Origin of the sequence: Salmonella sp. 32070601201500089SM (genome assembly GCF_017573605.1) — a bacterium.
Lineage (GTDB): Bacteria > Pseudomonadota > Gammaproteobacteria > Enterobacterales > Enterobacteriaceae > Salmonella > Salmonella enterica.
The window spans coordinates 256,399-280,499 of record NZ_JAGETK010000004.1 but is presented as its reverse complement, the minus strand read 5'-3'; the positions used below and the strand labels follow the sequence as shown (position 1 = coordinate 280,499).

Here is a 24,101-nt window from a genome sequence, read left to right as displayed (position 1 = left end):
CGCCAGCAATAATTATTGTTTAGCGAACCATGCGCGCAACTGCGTTTCCAGTTCGTTGATGTCGATGATGTTATTGATCACCACCAGTTGGCTTTCCGGTACGCTGGCGCTGGCCGCGATATCTTTGGCCATTACAAAAAGATCGGCAGCCCCGGGTGTGGCCGATGAGAGATCGGAGTGTTCTACTTCAGCGTCAATATTGAGTTTCTTTAATACTTTTTTAATGTTCATTTCTACCATAAAACTACTACCCAGGCCGGAACCGCAAATTGCCATGATTTTCATTATTGTCACCTTTTAAAAGTAGAGTTGGTCTGCATCACGCACGGGCGTAATGTTATTTACCGCAAGAAAATGGAATAAAATCAAAAACGGTCAATAATCGTTTTAATGTCCTCCAGGTTTTTTGCCTGATGTAATTTTTCCATATCTACATCACTGGAAAATAATTCCGCCAGCGCCGATATCATTTCGATATGACTGTGCTTATCAGGCGCCGCCAGCATAATAATGATGTCAACCGGATCGAATTCGTCTGCGCCAAATGAAACGCCGCGCTGTAGTTTCAGTAACGATAAACCTAACCCTTTCGCCCCCTCTTCCGGCCTCGCATGCGGCATCGCTAACCCTGGCGCTAATACATAATACGGCCCAAGCTTTTGGTGCTGCTGAACAATCGCCGTAAGGTATTCCGGTGCGATAACACCTGCATCCAGCAGGGGTTTGCCGCAAATTTCCAGCGCCTGCGGCCACGTTTCCACGCTCTCCTGTAGCGTGATGGTTGCGTCAGATAACCAGGTTCCCAGCATGTTATTCGCCCCCACGGTGTATGAAATTATGAACAAACTTTATTCAAGCCATTCGATATTAGCTGCGATCGTTATCACAAAGATAGCGCTACCAGCGACTATTACTCAGAATTGTGATAGCGCTATCAAATTAAAATCATGGTGTGAAATCACAGCAAAAAAGCGGATTTAAGGCGTATACTGCCAGTCATGCGAAGCAAAGAACGACAATAAAAAAGCATCTCAACATGTTGTAATGACGCAGGAATTTGTATGTCGATACCCCGTAAACGGCGCAGTACCGGTAAAGTGACTATCGCCGATGTAGCCCAACTTGCCGGTGTAGGCACGATGACCGTATCACGAGCCTTACGCACGCCGGAACAGGTCTCTGATAAACTCCGGGAAAAAATCGAAGCGGCAGTGCATGAGCTGGGCTATATGCCTAATCTCGCCGCCAGCGCGCTGGCGTCTGCCTCCTCGCACACCATCGCGATGGTCGTACCGAACCTTGCGGAAGCGGGGTGTTCTGAAATGTTCGCCGGGCTGCAACAAATTTTACAGCCCGCAGGCTACCAGATTATGCTGGCGGAATCGCAGCATCGCGTGGAACAAGAGGAGAAGCTGCTCGAAACGCTGCTGGCCTCCAACATTGCCGCGGCGATTCTGCTTAGCGTCGAACATAGCACTACCGTGCGCCAGTGGCTGAAAAATGCCTCTATCCCGGTGATGGAGATGGGCGCGATTCGCAGCGATCCTATTGATATGAATATCGGTATTGATAACGTTGCGGCAATGTATGAGCTGACGGAAATGCTGATTCAGCGCGGTTATCAGAATATCGGGCTACTATGCGCCAATCAGGAGCAGTGGATTTTTCAGCAACATCTGCACGGCTGGTACAAAGCGATGCTTCGCCACCATATGTCGCCAAACCGGGTGATTAATGCCGCCTTGCCACCCAATTTTTCTACCGGCGCGTCGCAACTGCCGGAGTTTTTACTGGCGTGGCCGGAGCTGGACGCGCTGGTATGCGTATCGGATGAGCTGGCCTGCGGCGCGTTATACGAGTGCCAACGACGGCGGATCAAAGTTCCGGACGATTTAGCGGTGGTCGGGTTTGGCGATAGCGATGTCAGCCGGGTCTGCCAGCCGCCGTTAACCACCATGGCCGTACCGCACCGTAAGATTGGCAGTGAAGCCGGACGGGCGCTGTTGGAAAGGTTAAATCAGGGAAACTGGAGCGATCGAAAATCCATCGCCTCCAGTTTATGTATGCGGGAAAGCTGCTAAAACGCTTATTCCGTCTCTTCCGGTTTCTCCTGGAGCGCGGCTTCGTTTTTGGCGTTGCGGGTCATCCACAGCGCCAGCGCTTTGAGCGAATCTGGCGTAAACTCATCACAGCGCGCGGTGATCTCCTCCGGAGTCAGCCAACACACTTCGCTGACTTCATCTTCCTGAAGCGCGAAAGGCCCGTGGGAAACGCAGCTAAACAGCGCGCCCCAAACCCGGCAATGTTGGTCTTCAAAGTAAAACAGACCGTGTTCGGCAAACGGCACGCCTGCAATACCCAACTCTTCTTCCGCTTCGCGGCGGGCAGATTCCAGTAGCTGCTCATCAGCCTGGACCACGCCGCCTGCGGTAGCATCTAACATACCGGGCAAAAAATCTTTTGTTTCGGTACGACGCTGCACCAGAATTTTACCCATACCATCATGAACGACGATATACGTCGCACGATGCCGTAAGCGTTGCGCACGCATCTGTTCCCGGCTGGACTGTGCAATGACTTCATTGTCTTCATTCACAATATCCACCCATTCCGTACTTGCCAAACGACGCTGTTCCACCATCAGGAAACCTTCTTATTTCTGGCGCTCTTACGGCGCATTTACGTTTGTGAGGTAAATTACGAGTTAATTGCAACCTGCGCAATGATACTTTGATCATTGAGTGCGATTACGCTCAACACATTATCATCCAGAATACCGTAGCTTGCCGCATACCCGCCTTTCGGGATACTCACTGACCCAGGATTAAAGTGATACAGTCCTTCCTGCTGTTGCGCCACCGGCAGATGCGTATGACCATAAACCAACACATCGCCAGTATGCAGAGCGGGCAGATTCGTCGGCCCGAAGAGGTGCCCATGCGTTAAAAATAGCCGCCTCTCTTGCGTCAATATTTGCTGCCACGGCGCAGTTATCGGGAAATGCAGCAGCATCTGATCCACTTCGCTATCGCAGTTGCCGCGCACGGCAATGATTTGCGTCGCCACCGCGTTCAGGCGTTCGGCGACCTGGGCGGGCGCATAGCCTTCAGGCAGCGCATTTCGCGGCCCGTGGTTAAGGACATCGCCTAATATCACCAGCCAACGCGCGCCGCTTTGCGCGAACCGCTCAAGCACGCGTTCCGTGGCGGGTAAAGAACCATGAATGTCCGATGCGAACATCAGTTTCATCGCTCACTCCTCGTTGTGAAAAACGGCGTTATGATACTGGAATATGAATAGATTTTCAGCCTGAACGCTTCGAGGAAAGCGCAATAAAACGCTGTACGGAAGCACGCTGCCACTGGAATGTCGCATATGCCGCCAGCGATGTCGGCACGTCATCGCCATGCAGCGCCAGACGATTGATCATCAATGCCAGATCGGTATCGGCAATGCACCATTCACCAAATAAATTTTGCGTCCCCTGCCCCAATAGCGCTTCAGCCGTCGCAAACAGTTTTGCCGCGCTGGCTTTTCCAGCCTCGCTTAACGGCGCTTTTTTCGCCCCGGCAAACACCACGTCGGTAGGCCGTTCTTCGCGAAGCGGCAGTAAATCGCTGCGTAGCCACGCCTGAATCTGTCGCGCGCGGGCGCGTTTTTGTAAATCGTGCGGGTAGATACGCTCCCACTGCGGCGGCGCGAAACGCTCCTCCAGGTATTCCGCAATAGCGGACGACTCGCTCAGCTCAAAATTGTCGGCCTCAAGCACCGGTACGCGCTGCGTCAGCGCATATCCTCGCCAGCCAGGTTGCAGATGTTCTCCCTGGTCCAGATCGCGAGTTTTCAGAGTAAAGGAAAGCCCTTTTTCTTGTAATGCCACCCAGGCGGACAAGACGTAGGGAGAGAAAAAGTTCGCATCCGACCACAGCACAATAACAGGCTTACTCATAATGTCCTCTTGAGGGCGTATTAGGTTTCTTCCCAAAATATAGCGTCTTTCGCCTGCTGTCACCTGATGAAAACTCACACACATCAGGAGGCTTTCTATACTTAATTCAGCCCAGACTCTTTACGCACATGCAGGAGCCAAAATGATTGACCTTTACTACGCCCCCACGCCCAACGGGCATAAAATAACGCTGTTTCTGGAAGAGGCGGAGCTGGCGTATCGTTTGCTAAAAGTAGATATCAGCAAGGGCAATCAGTTTCGCCCTGATTTTTTGGCTATCTCTCCCAATAATAAAATTCCTGCCATCGTCGATCACGCCCCGGCAGACGGCGGTCAACCGCTTAGTCTTTTTGAATCCGGCGAAATTCTTCTCTACCTGGCGGAAAAAAGCGGCAAACTGCTTAGCGGGGAGCTGCGTGAACGCCATACCACGCTGCAATGGCTGTTCTGGCAGGTCGGCGGGTTAGGGCCGATGCTGGGCCAGAATCATCACTTTAACCACTTTGCGCCGCAGGCCATCCCCTATGCAATTGAACGCTATCAGGTTGAAACGCAACGCTTATACAACGTCCTGAATAAACGCCTGGAAACCTCCCCGTGGCTGGGCGGCGACCACTACAGTATTGCGGATATCGCCAGTTGGCCGTGGGTTAACGCACATCAGCGTCAGCGAATCGATCTTGATACCTACCCGGCGGTGTATAACTGGTTTGAACGCATTCGCACGCGTCCTGCGACAGCGCGCGCACTGTTACAAGCGCAACTGCACTGTAACAGTACGAAAGCGTAACGCGGTAGCATACATCATGTATGATGTAGAGGTGTATACACGGAAAAAACCTGCGTCCGGCACCCTTATTCGTATTAAAAACCTGACATTAGGGAAGAGGAAATCCTCCCTACTCTGGAGGTCATATGCAGATTCTGATTACCGGCGGTACGGGCCTGATAGGGCGTCATCTCATTCCCCGGCTGTTAACACTGGGGCACCAGGTGACGGTCGTTACGCGCAATCCCGATAACGCGCGTCAGATTCTCGATTCCAGAGTGACATTATGGAAAGGGCTGGCGGAACGTGAGCACCTCAATGAGATTGATGCCATCATCAATCTGGCGGGCGAACCGATTGCCGACAAGCGCTGGACGTCACAACAAAAAGAACGGTTGTGCCAAAGCCGCTGGGCTATCACGCAAAAGTTGGTGGATTTAATTCATGCCAGCGCTACGCCGCCCTCGGTGTTGATATCCGGCTCCGCCACGGGCTATTACGGCGATCTGGGCGACGTTGTCGTCACTGAAGATGAGCCGCCGCACAACGAATTTACGCATAAACTTTGCGCCCGCTGGGAACAGATTGCCTGTCGTGCGCAGAGCGACCAGACCCGCGTCTGCCTGCTGCGTACCGGCGTTGTCCTGGCGCCGCAAGGCGGGATTCTGGGGAAAATGGTTCCGCCGTTTCGCCTCGGACTCGGCGGTCCGGTGGGTAATGGTCGACAATATCTGGCCTGGATTCACATCGACGATATGGTCAACGGCATTCTGTGGCTGCTGGATAACGATCTTCGCGGTCCCTTCAATATGGTCTCGCCGTATCCCGTCCATAATGAGCATTTTGCTCATGCGCTGGGTCGCGCGCTGCGCCGCCCGGCGATTATTCGCATTCCGGCGACGGCAATTCGCTTATTGATGGGAGAGTCGTCAGTGCTGGTGCTGGGCGGACAGCGGGCGCTGCCAAAACGGCTTGAAGCCGCCGGATTCGCATTTCGCTGGTATGATTTAGAAGAGGCGCTGGCGGATGTGATTCGCTAGTTCCCAAAGCGCCGTATCCTGCCCGGTAAGCGATGCGCCGCCGGGCTTCTTTTATTTCAGCGAGCCTTTCAGGAATTGCTGTAAACGCGGGCTTTGCGGATTGCCGAACACCTGCTCCGGATCGCCCTCTTCTTCAATTTTCCCCTGATGCAGAAAAATAACGTGCGAAGAGACATGGCGGGCGAAGCCCATTTCATGCGTGACCACCACCATCGTTTTGCCTTCTTCCGCCAGTTGTTGCATGATGCGCAACACTTCGCCGACCAGTTCAGGATCGAGCGCCGAAGTGGGTTCATCGAACAGTAAAACTTCAGGTTCCATCGCCAGCGCGCGCGCAATAGAAACGCGCTGCTGTTGGCCGCCGGAGAGATGGACGGGATATTTGCCCTGAGCGCGCTCATCAATCCCCACCTTCGCCAGATATTTCAACGCCCGCTCGCGCGCGTCGTGCTTGCTTAATCCCAGTACCTGAATCGGCGCTTCCATCACATTTTCCAGCACCGTCATGTGGCTCCAGAGGTTGAAGTGCTGAAACACCATCGTCAGGCGGGTACGCAACAAGCGTAGCTGATTTTTATCCGCCACTTTGAGCTGCCCGTCTTTGTCGCGCACCAGATTAATGTTCTGACCGTTCACGATAATCGCGCCTTCGCTCGGTTTTTCGAGGAAGTTAATGCAGCGCAAAAAAGTGCTTTTACCGGAACCGGACGAGCCGATAATGCTAATCACATCTCCGGCGCGGGCCTGCAGCGATACCCCTTTCAGCACTTCATGACCGCCGTAGCGTTTGTGCAAATCGATAACGTGTAATTTATTTTCTGACATCATGTTACTCGAATTATTTAGAGGACACGTGCTGCAACCAGCGTCTTTCCGCCCGACGGAACAGGCTTATCAGGACATACGAAATGAGTAAATACAACACGGCGGCAATGCCAAACGCGGTAAACGGCTGGTAAGTCGCTGAGTTAATATCGCGGGCGATTTTCAACAAATCCGGCACCGTCGCGGTAAACGCCAGCGCCGTAGAGTGCAGCATTAAAATCACTTCGTTGCTGTAGGCAGGCAAGGCGATGCGTAATGCCGACGGCAAAATAATGCAGCGATACATTTTAAATGACGAGAAGCCATAGGCCCGTGCCGCTTCAATTTCACCGTGCGGTACCGAGCGAATCGCCCCGGCGAAAATTTCCGTGGTGTACGCGCAGGTATTCAGCGTCAGCGCCAGTACGGTACAGTTCAGTCCGCTGCGGAAAAACGCGTTAAGAAGATCGGTGCCTTTGACTATCTCCAGCGTATACATCCCCGAATAGAACACCAGTAGCTGTACGTACAGCGGCGTGCCGCGAAAAATATACGTAAACAGCCAGATGGGAAAACGGATGAATTTATTACTGGAAACGCGACCTACCGCCAGAATCACAGCCAGAAGACCGCCCATCACCACCGATGAAATTAACAGCCACAGCGTAATCGCCACGCCGGTAAAACGATAGCCATCCGTCCACAGCAGGGATTTCCAGTACTCCTGAATGATCTCAATCACAAATCGGCCCTCTTCACGCCCACGGAATAGCGACGCTCAAGTAAGAGCAGCACACCATTGGAAACGGTGGTAAATACCAGGTAGATAAGTCCACAGACCACGGCAAAATAGAAAGGCTCCCAGGTACTTTTACCGGCAAGCTGCGTGGCTTTGACGACATCTTCCAGGCCCAGCAGCGACACCAGCGCCGTCGCTTTGAGTATCACCTGCCAGTTATTGCCGATCCCCGGCAGGGCGTAACGCATCATCGCCGGGAACATAATCCGCCGGAAGGTTTGCCCGTGGGTAAAACCAAAGGCCGTCGCCGCCTCGATATGGCCTTTCGGCACCGCCATAAACGCGCCGCGAAAGGTTTCGGTAAAATAGGCGCCGTAGATGAAACCAAGGGTGATAATACCGGCCACCATCGGATCAATATCTATCTGGTCGATACCCAGCGAATCGGTCACCACGTTAAGCGCGATTTGCAATCCGTAAAATATCAGCAGCATTAAGACCAGATCCGGCACCCCGCGAATCAGGGTGGTGTATCCTTCAAAAATAAGCCCCGTTACCCGGTTTTGCGAAAGCTTCGCCCCCGCGCCGACGAGACCGATAAGCACGGCCAGCACCACGGAACTGAGCGCCAGTTCCAGCGTGACGATCGCGCCCTGTAAAATTACGCCTGAAAACCCGTACAACATGCAGCCTGTCCTGTTGTGTGTGGTGAAGTAAGAAGCCTCTTTTGCATTTTTGCCTCACATCACGCCGGATGGCGGCTGTGCCTTGCCCGGCCTACGATGCTCCGTAGGCCGGGCAAGGCACAGCGCCATCAGGCAATGCAGACAGTCAACATTCTTTGGGCTTTATCTGCACCGACGGTGATTAACCGCCATAAACATCAAAATCAAAGTACTTTTTCGCCAGCTTTTCGTAAGTACCGTCAGCACGCATTTCAGCAAAGGCTTTGTTCAGCGCTTCGCGCAGCTCGTTATCTTCTTTGCGCAGCCCCATACCGGTTCCTACGCCGAATAACTTCTCATCTTTCACCGCCGGGCCGCCGAATTTATAGTCTTTTCCGACGGGCTGTTTAAGGAAACCTTCGCTGGCCGCGACCTCGTCCTGGAACGCCGCATCAATACGGCCAGCCGTCAGATCGGAATAAATGTTGTCCTGCCCCTGGTAAGAGACGATCTCAATCCCTTTCGGCGCCCAGTGCTCATTGCCGAAGGTCTCCTGCGTCGTCCCTTGTAGCACGCCGACGCGCTTGCCTTTCAGCGACGCGACGGTCGGCTGAATATCAGAGTTCTTCGCCACCACCAGACGGGAATCAGCGGCGTAAAGCTTGTCGGTAAACGCGATTTCCTGCTGGCGCTTTTCAGTGATGGACAGCGAGGACATGATGGCATCAATTTTCTTCGCTTTTAAAGACGGAATCAGCGCATCCAGCGGGTTTTCCACGAACGTACACTGTGTGTTGATACGTTTGCACAGCTCTTTGGCCAGATCGATATCAAAGCCGACCAATTCACCTTGTGCATTTTTGGATTCAAACGGTGCGTATGTAGGATCGGTACCGATACGAATCTTTTGTGGAATAGCGGCAAATGCTGCGGTAGCGCTGGAAAATGCCAGCACCAGAGAAAGGGATAACGCCAGTTTTTTCATAACTATCCTCAACAGACTGTCTTTCCAGGAGATCTTTACAGATCCGATGCGACTATCGTGCCATTAATCAGGCCGACAAGGCAAAGCATTCTACCTTGTCAGCCGGTTTATTTTGCATAAAAATCGATTAAGTATGCATTTATGCGCCTGTTCCGCAACGGCTTATGCACCAAAAAGGTGCAAAACATCTATTTTGCACCGTGATAGTTCCCCAGCGCGGCGCGTTATCCCCTTCCCTCAATCGCCGTAGACATTAAAATCGAAGTACTTTTTGGCCATTTTGTCGTAAGTTCCGTCCTGGCGCAGTTCGGTCAGCGCTTTATCAAACGCGGCTTTTAGCTCGGTATCGTCTTTACGCAGCCCAACCCCCGTCCCGTCGCCAAAATATTTTTTATCCTTCACGGAAGGACCGGCAAACGCATACTCTTTGCCCGCTGGCTGCTTCAGGAAACCTTCGCTGGCGGCGACTTCATCCTGTAATGCGGCATCCAGACGACCGGCGGTTAAATCGGAATAGATAAGATCCTGGTTGGCATAAGCCACCACATCCACACCTTTTGTGCGCCAGTTATCATTGGCGTAAGCCTCTTGCGTGGACCCTTGCAGCACGCCGACATGCTTTCCTTTCAGCGATTCCAGCGTCGGCTGAATGGGAGACCCTTTTGCCGCAATCAGGCGTGAATCCGCCGCGTAAAGTTTGTCGGAAAACGCAATTTCTTGCTGGCGTTTATCGGTAATAGAGAGCGATGAAATAATGGCATCAATTTTTTTCGCTTTTAGTGAGGGAATAAGCGCATCAAAGTCGCTGGCGACCCAGGTACATTTCACCTGCATACGCTTACACATTTCATTACCGAGATCGATATCAAAGCCAATAAACTCGCCTTTGGCATCTTTTGATGAGAAAGGCGCGTAGGTGGTATCTGTTCCAATACGAACCGTTTGCGGGAGCGCGGCGTAACTGGCCGCCGTCGCGCCCAGACCTATCAGCAAAGACAAAGCGAGAACGGTCTTCTTCATACATACCCCTCAAGTGGCGTCATTTTCTTATGTTTTACGTGGTGTTGTGTGTTTGCAGACTTTTTCATGCAGGTCTTATGCCATTTTCACGTCAGCAAAACGATTCGACGTTAAATTTGTTAATAAAACGTTGCAATATTGTCCTGATGTTGAAGATAGCAGGTATGACGGTTGAACCGCAGCGTTTCGGCGGCTTTTAACGAATTAAATGTTGAGGATATGATCGCGGTTACAAAATTGCCCTGAAACAGGGCAACAGGGACAATAATGCACGCTAAACAGACAACGCTATGCGCCCTGCCAGCGAACAAAAAGGTCGTGCGGAAGGGGGATGCCAAACTGATCCAACACTCGGTTAACCGTTTGATTTATAACATCATCTAACGTCTGAGGAAGGTGATAAAAAGCCGGAACCGGCGGCATAATCACCGCGCCTATCTCAGCGGCCTGGGTCATTAAACGCAAATGCCCGATATGCAGCGGCGTTTCGCGCACACACAGCACCAGAGGTCGCCGCTCTTTTAATATCACATCCGCCGCGCGGGTAAGCAGTCCGTCAGTATAACTGTGGACAATCCCCGACAGCGTTTTAATCGAACAAGGCAGGATAACCATTCCCGCCGTCGGGTAAGAGCCGGAGGAAATGCTGGCGGCAATGTCGCGCGCATCGTGCGTCACATCGGCCAGCGCCTGCACCTCGCGCAGCGAAAAATGGGTCTCCAGCGCCAGCGTTTGCCGGGCCGCCTGGCTCATCACCAGATGCGTTTCCACGCTATCGACATCGCGCAAAATTTGTAATAAGCGCACGCCATAAATCGCTCCGCTGGCGCCGCTAATTCCTACAATGAGTCGTTTCATGTTCTCTTACCGTTTACGAGCGCCGTTCATCCCACTGTGTTACGTAATCGGCTCAAAGTGGGTCTGAAGAGATACCATGACAAAAGAATCCCTATCATAAAAGCCAGCTCAACCAACATTATCACTACCCCTTGCTCACTAAACCAGGTGCCGACCATAATGGCAAAATTGGTGATAATGACAAATCGGGCCGTCCAGGGGAAAAGCGGCGATCGATAGCGTAGCAAATCGCTGGCGTACGTTCCATTACGCACCGATTGTCGGAAGCGATACTGGCACCATCCGATGGTTATCCATGCCAGGCAACCCACCTGCCCGGTACTGGCGATCAGATATAAATAAAATTGCTGTGCGGGAATATAGCGGGTCAGCAACGACACCAACGCCAGCAAGGCCGTGATTAAAATAGCATACACCGGCACGCCGCCGCCGTTCGTTTTCCCAAAGCAGGCTGGCGCAAAGCGATCGCCCGCCATAGACCACAGCATACGCGAACTGGCGTAAATGGCCGAGTTAGCGGCAGAAACCGCGGCGGAAAAGATCACCAGCGTCATCAGCGTATCCGCCCCCGGAATGCCCGCGTGGGAGAATACCCATACAAAGGGACTTTGTCCATTTGGCGTCAGTTCATGCGGATAGACCAGCGCCAGCACCGCAATCGCCAGGCCGTAAAACAAAATGATTCTGAGACCGATCCCCAGGATCACTTTCGGTAAAATAATGTGCGGCGACTCGGTCTCTCCTGCCGCATTTCCTACCAGTTCCACCCCCTGGAAGGAGTAAATCACGATCGTCATACAGACCACAATTTGCTCCCAACCGTGGGGAAACCACATTCCGTCTGTTTTTAACGTCGGGTGCCAGTCACTATGGCCCATTAGCGAGTAGATCATGACCCCGCCCGCGCAAATAAACAGCACGATCGCGAAAACCTTAATGGCCGAAAGCCAGTATTCGCATTCGCCAAAACTTTTTGCGGAGGTGAGATTGATGGCCGTCAGGATGAGCAGAATCGCCAGGCAGAACATATATACCGGAACCGCGGGGAAAAACTGGTGAGCAATAAACCCTGCGGCAGTGAGGTCGGCCGCAAGGGAAAAGACCCAGCTAAACCAGTAAAGCCAGCCAATGGTATAGCTCCAGCAAGGTGACGGCATAAACATCAGCGCGTAATGTTGAAATGAACCGGAGTGAGGAAAGGCGCATGATAATTCGCCAAGACACATCATCGTCGCCAGCATAATGCTTCCGGCAAACAGATAGGCCAGTAAGGTTCCCGCCGGCCCGACGCTGCTTAACGGTTCGGCAATGCCGATAAATAAGCCGGTGCCAATCGTGCCGCCCAACGACATCATCAGCAGATGCCGCTTCTTCAGGTTACGCCGCAGACCGCCTTCGGGCTCTGCTGGCGGTGGTTGTTGCAGGGTATCCATCGTTACTCCCTGTCTTGTGTGAGGTCAAAGATGCCGCCGCGACATAGCCGCGGCGGTTATGCGTTAACGCGTAAACCTCCAGGCGACGCCTTTGGTCTGGCAGGCCATTAACAGGCCCGTATAATCCAGCTCAAAGCGAACCACATCGCCTACTTTTAGCGACTGACGACAATCTTCAATATCCACCAGCGTATGATCGCTGGTTTGTCCTAAGATAGTGATAGCGTCGTCGCATGGCACACAGTTATCCGACGGCACATCCTGGCGACCAAACGCCAGCAATGCGCGTCGGCGTATGCCACGATCGACAAAGGTTTTACTTTGCAAAAAGGCATCGACGCCCAGCTCCCCGACCGGGACGGTAGGTTTACTGTTCAGTTCGATGATTTCCGCTTCCAGGATATACATATCGGAACAGGCTTTATCGACCGGTTTTGCGGAGTGGTGAAATTCATTCAGGTATTTCATGTCCACATATTCAATGCCGAATTCATGCAGTCCGCCGATGCGCAGATGATTCAGTCCCTGCGGCCAGATACCTTTATCCAGCAGGTGATAGCTGGTGCAGTTTCCCGCAGAAAGCCGCCGGACAGGAATACCGCTGTCAGCTTCCAGCCGGGCGGCCAGCGCCAGAAAATCCTCGCCATTTTTTACCGTTGGCAACACGGTGCCGTAACAATTAAAGTTGGTGCCCAGTCCATATAATTCCAGACCGGGCAGACCAGTAATCAGAGTCACGGTCTCAAGAATGCGTTGATATTCACCAAACCAGATACCCTCGCGTAAATCGCCCATATCCACCATCAGTAATACCTGATGCGTTTTCCCCTGGCGTTGGGCTTCTTGCGATAATGCCCGTAATACCACCGGCTCGCTATTTAAACTAATATCCGCGTAGCGCACCACATCTTCGATTTCACTCAGACACGGACTGCGTAACAGGCAGGTCGTACATCCTGTCTCGCGTATTTTTTTCAAATTATAGGTTCGTGATTCAGCGATAACGGTAATTCCGCCGTTGAACACCGCCTGCGCGGTTTCCACGCAGCCGTCAAAAACTTTATTGACAGCCATCACGTCAATACCGCTGCTTGCCAGCAGAGCTTTTTCCGTGCGGGCGTTTTCTTCCAGCTTGCGTAGATTTATTTCCAGAACTGGCATATACATTTTATTTTCCTCCCGCCATGCTTAAACGGGCATTACGTTTCTGCGCCCGATGGTAAATGTACTCCGCGACGACAACCGCCAGCACGGCTCCGCCAATAATTTTCCCGGCGTACTGGAAATATCCGCCCATATCAATTTGAGAAGGCGGAATAAATAACAGCGCAACGGCAAAGGCGATAGAAAGAAAGCCCAGCGCGGGTAAAATAGCCGGTAAAACCTTGCCCGGAATTTTAAAACTTCTTGGCGTATCCGGCTGGGTCTTACGTAAACGCCAGAACGCCGGGAACATCACCAGATAAGGAATAAAATAGGTGATGGTCGTTAGCGCCGTTAACATCCAGTAAGCCGCCGCAACGCTTGGCGAAATAAAAGTCGAAAAACACAGGACCGTGACAATAATCGCCTGTACAGTCAAGGCAAAGGCGGGCGTTTTCCACACCGGATGTAATTTGCCGATTCGGTCCCCCAGCAGATTATCTTCACGCGAGGCTTCCTGGAGCATATAAATCGGCCCCACCAGCCAGGAGTTAATCTGCCCGAGAGCGCCAAAAAACATACAGATGGCCATAACAGGAATTAACCACGGCATATGCAGCGTGTCCGCAGCAGCATGCATAGCCTGCATGACGCCTGCCACAATGTCGGTTTTCCCGGCGGGTAAAAGCGTGTTTAGCGCCCAGGTACCGACCATATAGATCCCAACGATAACGGCAGCGGAGACGGCCATCGCTCGCGGAAAATCACGCTGTGGATTACGGGTACGCCCGGCAATCATCGGGGCGACCTCCAGTCCGGCAAACGCAAACATCATGCTGGATAAGAAAACGATCGTATCCCAGTGTCCGAGATCCGGAATCCAGTTTTTCGCTGTAGTGTAGTCCGTCTGCATCTGGTGTCCGGTACATAGCCATACCACCGCCAGTAAAATGAGGATGGCGGAGGGAATAAATACGCCGCACCAGGCGCTGATGCTATTAATAATTTTTGTCCATTCCATCCCGCGGATATTCATCAGCGTTAATAGCCAGAAAATTACCGCGGAACCAATACCGATAAATGCTTTATTTTCCGCCAGGCCGCCGCCGATCATATAGCCCAACGCGGTAAAGCCGAATTGCAGCATTAATGGGAAAAACAGTACGCAGGAAAAGAGAAAACAAACCACAACAATCCATGCAATACGTTTACCAAATGCCTCTTTAATCCAGACAAATATCCCGCCATCTTTCGGCCAGCCGGTTGACAGCTCGCCGCATACCATCGCTAAAGGAAAAAACAAACAGAATGCGGCGATCACCCATAACAACATGGCCGATGCCCCGTAAGGCGCCACGTTAGGGATTTGCCGCAAACTCAGAATAGCGATGACATTCATAAAGACAATGTCTTTGATGCCAAGTAAGCCAGAATTCGTGTTACTCATGGCCATCTCCTGTTATGCATTCAGGCATCACTGCCCTCTTCTTATCATCTGACGACGGGCTTCAGCATGAAACTGAAGCCCAAAACAGTATTAATAAATGTCGTACTTGACCATATCTTCGTAACTGTCTTCCCGACGAATCAGACGCGTGTCACCATTTTTATCGATCATCACCACGCCCGTGCGCGGACGGTTGTTATAAACGGTTTGACTTTCAATGGTGTATGCCCCGGCATCAAGAAATGCGACAATATCGCCAACATGAGTCTCCTTCGGCAGTAAAAACTCTTCGCCTTTCACTCCCATGTGGAAATAATCTCCGCCATCACACAGCGGCCCGGCTAATTTTATCCAGGCGTCGTGCGCTGCCGTCATGCGAGAGGCGTTATAGACATAAAAGAACCAGTCAAAATGCTGGCTGTCAGAGAGTACGCTGTAACCGGCGTCGACAAATTTCCATTCAACGTGGCATTCCACATTGCCGTTAAGATCGTAATTTGTTTTACGTTTTTCGCAGGAGACTTCCGTCAGTAACACCGCCGCCGACCCGGTCACTTTACGTCCAGGTTCAATACATATTTCCACATCGGTACGCCATTTATGCACTTCGCGAATGACCGCATCGGCAAAATCCTGGGCGGTAATACCGGCATACATATTATCTTTTAACGGGTCGCCATTCTCATCGTCATATTTATAGGGAACCGGAATTCCGCCGCCCACGTTGATCAAATCAAATTTAATACCGAGCACCTCTTCCAGGCGACGGGATTCATCCACCAGCACTTTAGTCGCTTTTGCGAAAGGCTCTGACTCCGGCACCTGATCACCCACATGCATATGCAAGCCGCGCAAATGCACATAAGGCATCGCCAGAATGCGGCGGCAGGTTTCTTCCGCCTGTTCCAGGTCGAGACCTGACTTCGCATGGAAAGCGGTAACCAGTTCCGCATGCGTCGCCGAGGGAACATTCGGCTCTACGCGGACGCAAACATTGGCGACTTTCTTCAGCTTGCGAGAGATGGCATCAATATGTTCCAGCTCATACAGGCTATCAACATTAATAAGATACAGATCGTTAGCGATGGCATATTCCAGATCGGCAGGCTTTTTCACCACGCCGTTGAAGACGATCTGATTGCCGCGAAAGCCTATCTCCAGGCACTTGCGAACCTCATATTGTGAGTTTGCCTCCGCGCAAATTCCGGCGTCACGAATGGCTTTCAACACCCCCATGACCGAGCAGGTTTTTGACGCAAAGAAGGTTTTGGTATTTTTATGCGCCGCAAATGCCTGCTGGATTTCATGAATGTTACGAATAATCTCCGGCTCAGAAAACACATAGAACGGCGTGGGGTACTGGCGCGCCAGAGCGTCCAGATCGACCCCTTCAAAACACAAATGACCGTCTTTGTGCTGGAAACGGCGATCGCCGTTGATTACCTGCTCACGTAGCTGGTTGTAATTCTGCATAATCGAGTCAGTCATAACGCCCTCTGCTTAATGTTTATGGTAAAAATCCGCATTCTTTACAGGGATAAAGCAAAAGGCATGCCACTATTTTTTATCAAAATAATCAATTACTTATAAAAATAAGCTTTTTCTCATTTTCGTCATTGAGTTTGCTATTCATCACAACGACGAAAATTCGTCACTTTTATAATGACAACATGAACAATAGATATGAGGAATGCATATATGGCATCCACCAATCAGGAGCTGGCCTCGGCGCTCAGGATGTTTTCCCGCTTTTTCGATTTGATTCATCAGCCGTTGGCCGTCATTAATGAGCGTGGTGAATACGTTTACTACAATCAGGAAAGCGCGGATCTGGACGGCTATAGTATTGAACGGGCAATGGGAAAACATATGCTGGATGTCTATCCGGGCATGAAAGAGACGCAAAGTACGATGCTTTCATCGTTAAAAAAAGGCGTGGAATACATTGGCCATTATCAAATTTATTACAATGCGCGAGGCCAGGCCGTTGACTATCAGCACACCACCGCGCCGCTCTATGCAAGCGATGGCGGCATGGTCGGCGTTATCGAAATCGGCAGGAATATGTCCGGCGTCAGGCGGCTCCAGGAGCAGGTGGTAGAACTGAACCAACTGCTGTATGCCGATCACCATGAGAAGCACCATGCCATTATTACCGAAAATCCGGAAATGCTCAGTAATATCGCCAAAGCCAAACGGCTGGCCGCCAGTAATATTCCGGTGACGATTGTCGGGGAGACGGGAACGGGTAAGGAGCTATTTTCCCGCCTGATACATCAATGCAGCAAGCGGGCGAATAAGCCATTTATCGCCCTGAACTGCGGCGCTCTACCGCCTACGCTTATCGAAAGTACGCTTTTCGGCACCGTGCGCGGCGCCTATACTGGCGCGGAAAATAGCCAGGGCTATCTGGAACTGGCAAACGGGGGAACGCTCTTTCTTGATGAGCTGAACGCCATGCCGATAGAGATGCAAAGTAAGCTGCTGCGATTCTTGCAGGATAAAACCTTCTGGCGGCTCGGCGGACAACAGCAACTCCACTCTGATGTCAGGATCGTTGCCGCCATGAACGAAGCGCCCGTCAAATTAATTCAACAAGAACGTCTGCGGGCAGATCTTTTTTATCGGTTGAGCGTCGGAATGTTGACGTTACCGCCGCTGCGCGCCCGCCCGGAAGATATTCCCTTACTGGCGAATTATTTTATTGATAAATACCGTAATGACGTGCCGCAGGACATTCACGGATTAAGCGAGACGGCGCGTGCTGATCTGCTCAATCACGCCTGGCCGGGTAATGTCAGGATGCTGGAAAACGCGATTGTACGCAGCATGATCATGCAGGAAAAAGACGGGCTGCTCAAACACATCATTTTTGAACAGGACGAGTTAAATTTAGGCGTACCGGAAACCGCGCCGGAAAATCCCCTTCCCTCGTCACCCGATCCGCAGTATGAAGGGTCGCTGGAGGTACGGGTTGCTAACTACGAAAGGCATTTAATAGAAACCGCGCTGGATACGCATCAGGGGAATATTGCCGCCGCGGCCCGCAGCCTTAACGTATCGCGCACCACGTTACAGTACAAAGTACAAAAATACGCTATTCGCTTCGGCGTGGTGCGTAATTGACATCGGCCAGCGGCATTGCGCCGCTGGCAAAGCCATTAGCCTTCGTTATGCATTTCCAGGTTTTCCATTTCGTTCTGGAACAGCACCGCTTTGGCGTCGTCATTACGTAATGAATCCAGGAAGTCGAGGTATTGCTGGTCTACGTCTTTGGTGACATATACCCCGTTAAATACCGAACATTCAAACTGCTGGATATCCGGGTTTTCCGCGCGTACGGCTTCGATCAGATCGTTCAGATCCTGGAAGATAAGCCCGTCTGCGCCGATGATCTGCCGAATCTCATCCACCTCGCGACCATGCGCGATCAGCTCATTGGCGGTCGGCATATCAATGCCATAGACGTTGGGGAAACGAATTTCCGGCGCGGCGGACGCCAGATAAACCTTCTTCGCGCCGGCTTCCCGGGCCATCTCGATGATCTGCTCTGATGTGGTGCCACGCACGATGGAATCATCCACCAGCAGGACGTTCTTATCGCGGAATTCCGCGCGATTAGCATTGAGCTTACGGCGCACGGATTTACGGCGTAGCTGTTGGCCCGGCATGATAAAGGTACGTCCCACGTAACGATTTTTGACAAATCCCTGGCGGTACGGCTTGCCGAGAATACGGGCAATTTCCAGTGCGATATCGCAGGAGGTTTCCGGGATAGGGATCACGACGTCGATGTCCAGATCTTCCCATTCACGAGCGATTTTTTCGCCAAGTTTGGTGCCCATATTCACACGAGCGCTGTAGACGGAGATTTTGTCGATAAAGGAGTCCGGGCGAGCAAAATAAACGTACTCGAACAGGCAGGGATTACTGACCGGGTTATCCGCGCACTGGCGCGTGAACAGTTGCCCCTTTTCGGTAATATAGATAGCTTCGCCCGGCGCGACATCGCGCAGAAACTCAAAGCCCAGCGTATCCAGCGCCACGCTTTCAGAAGCGACCATATACTCCGTACGACCATCGCCAACGTCACGCTTGCCCAGCACTAACGGGCGAATGCCGTGCGGATCGCGAAAAGCCACCATGCCGTGGCCGATAATCATCGCCACGCAGGCATAGGCGCCGCGGATTTGACGGTTAGTCGCGGCAATCGCGGCAAAAATATTGTCGGCTTCCAGCGGATAGTGACGGAAGTTGTCGAGCTCGCTGGCGAAAATATTGAGCAGGATTTCGGAATCGGAGGTGGTGTTGATATGACGGCGCTTTTCTTCAAACAGCTTTTTACGTAGCTCGTGCGCATTAGTCAGGTTGCCATTATGGGCCAACGTGATGCCATACGGCGAGTTAACGTAAAAAGGTTGCGCTTCCGAAGCGCTGGAGCTGCCTGCGGTAGGGTAGCGTACATGGCCGATCCCCATGTTGCCCTGCAAACGCTGCATGTGGCGAGCTTCAAAAATATCGTTCACCAGCCCGTTTGCCTTACGCAAGCGGAAGCAGTTATTCGCATCAATGGTGATGATACCGGCAGCATCCTGACCACGATGCTGGAGCACTGTTAACGCGTCATAAATCGACTGGTTGACCGGCATAACACCGGCGATACCGACAATACCGCACATACGTCATTTTCCTCGTTAAGCCACATCTCAGAACCTGTTACGTCCTGGGCAAGAAACTCGACGAGCTTTGCAGATAGTCAAAGAACCATCTGATGATGAAGCTGAACTGCGGGATGAGCTGCGATTTGCTCCAGTCTTCGCTTTTCGACAAGCCGGTAAAGGTATCAAGGAAGAACAGAATGGCGGCGACAATCAGCGCGCCTCGCAGTGCGCCGAAACAGATCCCCAACACCCGGTCAGTTCCCGACAGGCCGGTCTTTTCTACTAGCTGACCTATCACAAAATTCACGATAGCGCCGACGATAAGCGTCGCGATAAACAGTACCGCGATAGCAATCCCATTACGAACCAGTTCGTCTTCAAAGCCCGTAAACCAGACAGACAGGTAAGTGTAGTAGTGACTGGCGACAAAGAAAGCACAACCCCACGTCACCAGCGATAACGCTTCACGAACAAAGCCGCGGATCAGGCTAACCAGACAGGAAAAAGCAATCACCGCGATAATGGCGTAATCAATCCAGACCATAGATGTCCCACGATTTTACGCCCTGTCGTCCTGTTCGGGGCGCATTCTAACAGAAAAAGAAAACGTTTGCGTAGGGATTTCCTTCCCACGCGTAAATAAAAATGGCGCTGAAAAAATATTCAACGCCATCACACTTTTTATCTCTTCGGGAACGACCAGAAGAGCTGCCATCGGCCTGATAAGCGCAGGATACCAGGTTTATTCCTTCTGCCGGATGGCGACGTAAACGCCTTATCCTGCCTACAGAACTTCGGCTATTTACCAGGTGAACACCGTAGGCCTTAACGCTGCGCGCTCAGGCAAAACGCGCCTTAGTTCGGGCTATATCCCATCACCACGCCGCTTAACCCGGAAATCTGCTTGAGCTCGCCAAGCGATCCTTTCATCTTATCTTTCGACGCATCCGGCCCGACGAGAATACGGGTTATTTTACCCTGTACCGGCGTTGAGGGGGAAGTATAAACCCGGAACCCGGCGGAACGAAGCTTGCCGACTATCTCGTTGACTTTATCCGCATTTTTCAGCGCGCCCAACTGTACGACATAGGCTTTGCCGGTCGGCGCAGGTTTATCGTCGGTAGCCGGTTGCGGCGCGGGCGTCGGCGTGGAAGCGGCGACAACCGGCTGTTGCGGTTTAGGCTGCGGCTTCGGCTTTTCAACCGGCTTCGGTTTAGGCGTCTCCACCGGTATCGGATCAAGCTCGACATTGTTAGACGCCATGCGCGACGGGTCCAGCGACGGCGCGGCCGCATCTCCCGCCCGCACCTCTTCAGCCGCCCCTTCCGGCGGCTGTGTCGGCAGCGCCTGCGTTGCGGCAGGCATCATATCCGGCTCATCACGGTCGCCAGGCTTCGGTACCAGTGGAATCGCAGCAAATTCATCCTGATAATGCTTTTTCTGTCCGTCCAGCAGACCGGGAAGCACAATAACCCCCAGCGCGACTAACACAATCGTGCCGACTAAACGATTCTGAAACTTACTCGCCACCGATTCTCCCCGCGTCTATCACTTCCATAACATGTGCGACGGTGTGGAACGATCCGCACACCAGCACGGTATCTTCTGGCTGCGCCGCGTCGATAGCGGCCTGCCATGCCTGCGCGACGCTATCATAGACATTCCCTTTTCCCAGATGTTCCAGAAGTTGTTCCGCCGTCGCGCCGCGCGGCCCCTCTAACGGAGCACAATACCAGTCGTCAACCACGCTTTTCAACCAGGCTAACGTGCCGGCGATATCTTTATCATGCAGCATACCAATCACCGCAAGCACGCGCCCGCGTTTCGGCAACATTTTCAGACGACCCGTCAGGTATTCCGCCGCGTGGGGATTATGGGCGACATCAAAGATAACGCGCGGCGACTCACTCACGATTTGAAAACGTCCCGGCAAGGTAGCCTGCGCAATACCGTCGCGAATCGCCTGCTCGTCAATATTCAACCTGCTGGCGCGCAGCGCGGCCAGAGCGGTGGCGGCATTCGGCTGAGGAACCTGCGGCAACGGCAGTCCGGCAAGCGTGCCGTCGCCATCGGTAAACGCCCAGTGGGTCGCTGCCACCTCATAACGCCAGTCAACGCCGCGACGCCGCAACAGCGCGCCGGTCTCCTGCGCGACATCCGCGATGGTTGCCGGCATTTCCGGTTCGCCAACGATAGCGGGTTTTTCCGCACGAAAAATCCCGGCTTTCTCGCGGCCGATACTTTCGCGATCCGGCCCCAGCCAGTCAGTATGGTCAAGCGCGATGCTGGTAATTACTGCTACATCGGCATCCACAATGTTCGTGGCGTCCAGGCGCCCGCCCAACCCGACCTCCAGAATCACCACGTCAAGGTTAGCCTGTTTAAACAGCCACAATGCCGACAACGTACCATATTCAAAATAGGTCAATGAAATATCGCCGCGCGCCGTTTCTATTTCCGCAAAGGACGCGGTATGCGCGGATTCCGCTAATTCTTTCCCCTGCACGCGCACGCGCTCGGTGTAACGTACCAGATGAGGCGAACTATAGACGCCCACACGGTATCCCGCCGCGATTAACACCGACTCCAGCGTGCGACAGGTCGTACCTTTGCCGTTGGTTCCCGCAACGGTAAAAACGAACGGCGCAGGCTTGAGGATGTCCAGACGCGCTGCCACCTGGCTTACGCGCTCAAGGCCTAAATCGATACTCTTGCTGTGCAGGTTTTCCAGATAAGAAAGCCACGAGGCCAGGGGCGACGCAGCTTGAGGTATAGATTTGTTTTTCATTGTTTCCGCTGCTTCTTTACGGTGAAAAGCAAAAGGGCAGAGCCTGCGGCCCTGCCCTTTTCAGTTATCAGGCCTCAGACTCCTGATCCGGCGCCGGAGGCACCACCACGCCTTCACGCGGGGCGTCCGGGTTCGGCGCGGGCAGATTCATCAGCTTCGCCAGAATGCTCGCCAGCTTCAGGCGCATTTCCGGGCGGCGGACTATCATATCAATAGCGCCTTTTTCGATCAGGAACTCACTGCGCTGGAATCCTGGCGGCAGTTTTTCGCGAACGGTCTGTTCGATAACGCGCGGGCCGGCGAAGCCAATCAGAGCTTTTGGCTCGGCGATGTTGAGATCGCCCAGCATCGCAAAACTGGCGGAAACGCCGCCCATTGTCGGATCGGTCAATACCGAAATGTAGGGCAGACCACGTTCCTGCATTTTAGCCAGCGCCGCCGAGGTTTTCGCCATCTGCATCAGCGACATCAGCGCTTCTTGCATACGCGCGCCGCCGGAAGCAGAGAAACACACTAACGGACAGTTGTCTTCCAGCGCCTGTTCAACGGCGCGAACGAAGCGTGCGCCAACGACAGACCCCATTGAGCCGCCCATGAACGCGAATTCAAACGCGGCGGCGACAACCGGCATACCGTGAAGCGTCCCTTTCATGACCACCAGCGCGTCTTTCTCGCCGGTTTCTTTCTGCGCGGACGCCAGTCTGTCTTTATATTTTTTGGAGTCGCGGAACTTGAGCACGTCTTTTGGCTCCAGCTCGCTACCCAACTCCACAAGGGAACCTTCATCTAACAGGCTATGCAGGCGATTGCGCGCCGACATGCGCATATGATGGTCACACTTAGGACAGACCTCAAGATTACGTTCCAGCTCAGCGCGGTATAAAACCTGACCGCAGCTATCACACTTGGTCCACACCCCTTCAGGAATGCTAGCCTTGCGGGTGGGAGTAATGTTGCTTTTAATTCGTTCAATCCAGCTCATTGGTGACCTTTCTGCCTGAACCTTAGTCAGCTTTATTATAAGGGGCGCATAATGCCATTTTTGCCCCCAACAGACCATGAATGTTGCACATTAAAACATAACAGCCCGAAACTTTGGATAAAAAAGTGGTCGAACCGCTGAGTTACTTTCTATTTTGCGGCACGCGACGCAGCGCGCTTATGCCGGACAATCTCAATGACGCCAGGTAATATCGAAACCACGATAATCCCCACAATCAGCAACTTAAGGTTATCCTGAATCAACGGTATCGTACCGAAGAAATAACCGGCGTAGGTAAAGAGCAGCACCCACAGCAGCGCGCCGATGACGTTATAGGCGGCAAAATGCCGATAGGACATGTGCCCCATCCCTGCCACAAACGGCGCAAAGGTTCTGACGATCGGCACGAAGCGAGCGAGAATGATAGTTTTACCGCCGTGTTTTTCATAAAACTGGTGGGTTTTATCCAGATAACTACGGCGGAAAATTTTCGAATTCGGATTACTGAACAGTTTTTCGCCGAACAGTCGACCAATCGTGTAATTTACCGCATCGCCGACAATTGCGGCGATCAGCATTAACGCCACCATGACATGCACATTGAGATCGTTGGTTTCCAGCGAAGCCAGCGCCCCGGCGACAAACAGCAGCGAGTCGCCCGGCAGGAACGGCGTGACGACCAGGCCGGTTTCACAAAACAGAATCAAAAACAAAATAGCGTACACCCAGACGCCGTACTCCGCGACCAGCTCCGCCAGATGCACATCGATGTGCAGAATAAAATCAATAATAAAGTAGATCAGGTCCATATTTGTCTT

The 24,101-nt window shown here is 52.5% G+C and carries 25 protein-coding genes; 4 read left to right on the top strand and 21 right to left on the bottom strand.

Annotated features, from left to right (window positions below):
- Positions 1–12: 12 nt before the first annotated feature.
- Both J4728_RS09335 and J4728_RS09330 read right to left on the bottom strand, forming a co-directional pair.
- Complete coding sequence (locus J4728_RS09335) at positions 13–285, bottom strand: PTS sugar transporter subunit IIB (RefSeq protein ID WP_000699818.1); 273 nt, start codon at positions 283–285, stop codon at positions 13–15.
- 80 nt (positions 286–365) lie between these two features.
- Positions 366–809: a PTS sugar transporter subunit IIA gene (locus tag J4728_RS09330; RefSeq protein WP_000901813.1), complete on the bottom strand. Its 444-nt coding sequence runs from the start codon at positions 807–809 to the stop codon at positions 366–368.
- Between the two features lie 252 nt (positions 810–1,061).
- Between J4728_RS09330 and J4728_RS09325 the strand changes: the two genes are divergently transcribed.
- Entirely contained in the window at positions 1,062–2,081 is a 1,020-nt protein-coding gene (locus J4728_RS09325) for a LacI family DNA-binding transcriptional regulator (protein WP_000026949.1), read from the top strand.
- Positions 2,082–2,086: 5 nt separating this feature from the next.
- On the opposite strand, the gene yfcD is transcribed toward J4728_RS09325, so the two are convergent.
- The 3 genes from yfcD to yfcF are packed head-to-tail and all read right to left on the bottom strand — an operon-like array spanning position 2,087 to position 3,949.
- A complete protein-coding gene (yfcD, locus tag J4728_RS09320; protein ID WP_000230215.1) occupies positions 2,087–2,641 on the bottom strand; it encodes an NUDIX hydrolase YfcD in 555 nt (184 codons plus the stop codon).
- Between the two features lie 56 nt (positions 2,642–2,697).
- Positions 2,698–3,249: a phosphodiesterase gene (gene yfcE, locus J4728_RS09315; RefSeq protein ID WP_000772458.1), complete on the bottom strand. Its 552-nt coding sequence runs from the start codon at positions 3,247–3,249 to the stop codon at positions 2,698–2,700.
- Positions 3,250–3,304: 55 nt separating this feature from the next.
- Positions 3,305–3,949, bottom strand: a complete 645-nt coding sequence (yfcF, locus tag J4728_RS09310; RefSeq protein ID WP_000043012.1) for a glutathione transferase — start codon at positions 3,947–3,949, stop codon at positions 3,305–3,307.
- Positions 3,950–4,091: 142 nt separating this feature from the next.
- Between yfcF and yfcG the strand changes: the two genes are divergently transcribed.
- Positions 4,092–4,739, top strand: coding sequence for a GSH-dependent disulfide bond oxidoreductase (gene yfcG / locus J4728_RS09305; protein ID WP_000566563.1), 648 nt, complete (start codon positions 4,092–4,094; stop codon positions 4,737–4,739).
- A gap of 125 nt (positions 4,740–4,864) precedes the next feature.
- Positions 4,865–5,758 carry a TIGR01777 family oxidoreductase gene (locus tag J4728_RS09300; RefSeq protein ID WP_001166274.1) on the top strand — a complete coding sequence of 298 codons (894 nt, stop codon included), beginning with the start codon at positions 4,865–4,867 and terminating at the stop codon, positions 5,756–5,758.
- A gap of 51 nt (positions 5,759–5,809) precedes the next feature.
- On the opposite strand, the gene hisP is transcribed toward J4728_RS09300, so the two are convergent.
- From hisP to J4728_RS09250, 10 genes are all read right to left on the bottom strand, one after another.
- Positions 5,810–6,583 (bottom strand): histidine ABC transporter ATP-binding protein HisP, encoded by a 774-nt coding sequence (hisP, locus tag J4728_RS09295; protein WP_001522337.1) that lies wholly within the window; start codon positions 6,581–6,583, stop codon positions 5,810–5,812.
- 13 nt (positions 6,584–6,596) lie between these two features.
- Positions 6,597–7,304 carry a histidine ABC transporter permease HisM gene (gene hisM / locus J4728_RS09290; RefSeq protein WP_000569771.1) on the bottom strand — a complete coding sequence of 236 codons (708 nt, stop codon included), beginning with the start codon at positions 7,302–7,304 and terminating at the stop codon, positions 6,597–6,599.
- Positions 7,301–7,987 carry a histidine ABC transporter permease HisQ gene (locus J4728_RS09285; RefSeq protein ID WP_000965498.1) on the bottom strand — a complete coding sequence of 229 codons (687 nt, stop codon included), beginning with the start codon at positions 7,985–7,987 and terminating at the stop codon, positions 7,301–7,303. Before J4728_RS09285 ends, hisM begins: the two co-directional genes overlap by 4 nt.
- 181 nt (positions 7,988–8,168) lie before the next feature.
- On the bottom strand, positions 8,169–8,951 hold the full coding sequence (gene hisJ, locus J4728_RS09280; RefSeq protein WP_000731868.1) for a histidine ABC transporter substrate-binding protein HisJ: 783 nt from the start codon (positions 8,949–8,951) through the stop codon (positions 8,169–8,171).
- A gap of 237 nt (positions 8,952–9,188) precedes the next feature.
- Positions 9,189–9,971: a lysine/arginine/ornithine ABC transporter substrate-binding protein ArgT gene (argT, locus tag J4728_RS09275; RefSeq protein ID WP_000754423.1), complete on the bottom strand. Its 783-nt coding sequence runs from the start codon at positions 9,969–9,971 to the stop codon at positions 9,189–9,191.
- A 288-nt stretch (positions 9,972–10,259) separates the two neighbouring features.
- Positions 10,260–10,829 (bottom strand): UbiX family flavin prenyltransferase, encoded by a 570-nt coding sequence (locus tag J4728_RS09270; RefSeq protein ID WP_000825683.1) that lies wholly within the window; start codon positions 10,827–10,829, stop codon positions 10,260–10,262.
- Between the two features lie 26 nt (positions 10,830–10,855).
- On the bottom strand, positions 10,856–12,262 hold the full coding sequence (locus J4728_RS09265; protein ID WP_000380346.1) for an amino acid permease: 1,407 nt from the start codon (positions 12,260–12,262) through the stop codon (positions 10,856–10,858).
- 63 nt (positions 12,263–12,325) lie between these two features.
- Positions 12,326–13,429, bottom strand: coding sequence for an alanine/ornithine racemase family PLP-dependent enzyme (locus J4728_RS09260; protein WP_000281907.1), 1,104 nt, complete (start codon positions 13,427–13,429; stop codon positions 12,326–12,328).
- A gap of 1 nt (position 13,430) precedes the next feature.
- Entirely contained in the window at positions 13,431–14,852 is a 1,422-nt protein-coding gene (locus tag J4728_RS09255) for an APC family permease (RefSeq protein ID WP_000072512.1), read from the bottom strand.
- Positions 14,853–14,942: 90 nt separating this feature from the next.
- A complete protein-coding gene (locus J4728_RS09250; protein ID WP_208211644.1) occupies positions 14,943–16,340 on the bottom strand; it encodes an alanine racemase in 1,398 nt (465 codons plus the stop codon).
- A 210-nt stretch (positions 16,341–16,550) separates the two neighbouring features.
- Between J4728_RS09250 and J4728_RS09245 the strand changes: the two genes are divergently transcribed.
- Entirely contained in the window at positions 16,551–17,978 is a 1,428-nt protein-coding gene (locus J4728_RS09245) for a sigma-54 interaction domain-containing protein (protein WP_000168925.1), read from the top strand.
- 35 nt (positions 17,979–18,013) lie between these two features.
- Here J4728_RS09245 and purF read toward each other — a convergent pair whose 3' ends face one another.
- The 6 genes from purF to J4728_RS09215 form a co-directional block, all read right to left on the bottom strand.
- Positions 18,014–19,531 carry an amidophosphoribosyltransferase gene (purF, locus tag J4728_RS09240; RefSeq protein WP_000334205.1) on the bottom strand — a complete coding sequence of 506 codons (1,518 nt, stop codon included), beginning with the start codon at positions 19,529–19,531 and terminating at the stop codon, positions 18,014–18,016.
- 37 nt (positions 19,532–19,568) lie between these two features.
- On the bottom strand, positions 19,569–20,057 hold the full coding sequence (cvpA, locus tag J4728_RS09235) for a colicin V production protein (protein ID WP_000262102.1): 489 nt from the start codon (positions 20,055–20,057) through the stop codon (positions 19,569–19,571).
- Between the two features lie 311 nt (positions 20,058–20,368).
- Positions 20,369–21,043, bottom strand: a complete 675-nt coding sequence (gene dedD / locus J4728_RS09230) for a cell division protein DedD (protein WP_000157036.1) — start codon at positions 21,041–21,043, stop codon at positions 20,369–20,371.
- Positions 21,033–22,301, bottom strand: a complete 1,269-nt coding sequence (gene folC, locus J4728_RS09225; protein WP_000792287.1) for a bifunctional tetrahydrofolate synthase/dihydrofolate synthase — start codon at positions 22,299–22,301, stop codon at positions 21,033–21,035. Before folC ends, dedD begins: the two co-directional genes overlap by 11 nt.
- A gap of 67 nt (positions 22,302–22,368) precedes the next feature.
- The gene (accD, locus tag J4728_RS09220; protein WP_000118383.1) at positions 22,369–23,283 is read right to left on the bottom strand and encodes an acetyl-CoA carboxylase, carboxyltransferase subunit beta; all 915 of its coding nucleotides are present in this window, start codon (positions 23,281–23,283) and stop codon (positions 22,369–22,371) included.
- Between the two features lie 149 nt (positions 23,284–23,432).
- The gene (locus J4728_RS09215; RefSeq protein WP_000364318.1) at positions 23,433–24,092 is read right to left on the bottom strand and encodes a DedA family protein; all 660 of its coding nucleotides are present in this window, start codon (positions 24,090–24,092) and stop codon (positions 23,433–23,435) included.
- Between the last annotated feature and the right edge of the window lie 9 nt (positions 24,093–24,101).

What these genes read in the sequence shown, in the direction of transcription:
- hisJ (WP_000731868.1), bottom strand. Translation starts at nt 8,951, where the DNA reads ATGAAAAAACTGGCGTTATCCCTTTCTCTGGTGCTGGCATTTTCCAGC.
- cvpA (WP_000262102.1), bottom strand. Translation starts at nt 20,057, where the DNA reads ATGGTCTGGATTGATTACGCCATTATCGCGGTGATTGCTTTTTCCTGT.
- purF (WP_000334205.1), bottom strand. Translation starts at nt 19,531, where the DNA reads ATGTGCGGTATTGTCGGTATCGCCGGTGTTATGCCGGTCAACCAGTCG.
- yfcG (WP_000566563.1), top strand. Translation starts at nt 4,092, where the DNA reads ATGATTGACCTTTACTACGCCCCCACGCCCAACGGGCATAAAATAACG.
- J4728_RS09265 (WP_000380346.1), bottom strand. Translation starts at nt 12,262, where the DNA reads ATGGATACCCTGCAACAACCACCGCCAGCAGAGCCCGAAGGCGGTCTG.
- hisP (WP_001522337.1), bottom strand. Translation starts at nt 6,583, where the DNA reads ATGTCAGAAAATAAATTACACGTTATCGATTTGCACAAACGCTACGGC.
- J4728_RS09285 (WP_000965498.1), bottom strand. Translation starts at nt 7,987, where the DNA reads ATGTTGTACGGGTTTTCAGGCGTAATTTTACAGGGCGCGATCGTCACG.
- J4728_RS09335 (WP_000699818.1), bottom strand. Translation starts at nt 285, where the DNA reads ATGAAAATCATGGCAATTTGCGGTTCCGGCCTGGGTAGTAGTTTTATG.
- J4728_RS09245 (WP_000168925.1), top strand. Translation starts at nt 16,551, where the DNA reads ATGGCATCCACCAATCAGGAGCTGGCCTCGGCGCTCAGGATGTTTTCC.
- J4728_RS09255 (WP_000072512.1), bottom strand. Translation starts at nt 14,852, where the DNA reads ATGAGTAACACGAATTCTGGCTTACTTGGCATCAAAGACATTGTCTTT.
- J4728_RS09325 (WP_000026949.1), top strand. Translation starts at nt 1,062, where the DNA reads ATGTCGATACCCCGTAAACGGCGCAGTACCGGTAAAGTGACTATCGCC.
- folC (WP_000792287.1), bottom strand. Translation starts at nt 22,301, where the DNA reads ATGAAAAACAAATCTATACCTCAAGCTGCGTCGCCCCTGGCCTCGTGG.
- argT (WP_000754423.1), bottom strand. Translation starts at nt 9,971, where the DNA reads ATGAAGAAGACCGTTCTCGCTTTGTCTTTGCTGATAGGTCTGGGCGCG.
- yfcD (WP_000230215.1), bottom strand. Translation starts at nt 2,641, where the DNA reads ATGGTGGAACAGCGTCGTTTGGCAAGTACGGAATGGGTGGATATTGTG.
- accD (WP_000118383.1), bottom strand. Translation starts at nt 23,283, where the DNA reads ATGAGCTGGATTGAACGAATTAAAAGCAACATTACTCCCACCCGCAAG.
- J4728_RS09260 (WP_000281907.1), bottom strand. Translation starts at nt 13,429, where the DNA reads ATGTATATGCCAGTTCTGGAAATAAATCTACGCAAGCTGGAAGAAAAC.
- yfcF (WP_000043012.1), bottom strand. Translation starts at nt 3,949, where the DNA reads ATGAGTAAGCCTGTTATTGTGCTGTGGTCGGATGCGAACTTTTTCTCT.
- yfcE (WP_000772458.1), bottom strand. Translation starts at nt 3,249, where the DNA reads ATGAAACTGATGTTCGCATCGGACATTCATGGTTCTTTACCCGCCACG.
- J4728_RS09215 (WP_000364318.1), bottom strand. Translation starts at nt 24,092, where the DNA reads ATGGACCTGATCTACTTTATTATTGATTTTATTCTGCACATCGATGTG.
- J4728_RS09270 (WP_000825683.1), bottom strand. Translation starts at nt 10,829, where the DNA reads ATGAAACGACTCATTGTAGGAATTAGCGGCGCCAGCGGAGCGATTTAT.
- J4728_RS09300 (WP_001166274.1), top strand. Translation starts at nt 4,865, where the DNA reads ATGCAGATTCTGATTACCGGCGGTACGGGCCTGATAGGGCGTCATCTC.
- J4728_RS09330 (WP_000901813.1), bottom strand. Translation starts at nt 809, where the DNA reads ATGCTGGGAACCTGGTTATCTGACGCAACCATCACGCTACAGGAGAGC.
- J4728_RS09250 (WP_208211644.1), bottom strand. Translation starts at nt 16,340, where the DNA reads ATGACTGACTCGATTATGCAGAATTACAACCAGCTACGTGAGCAGGTA.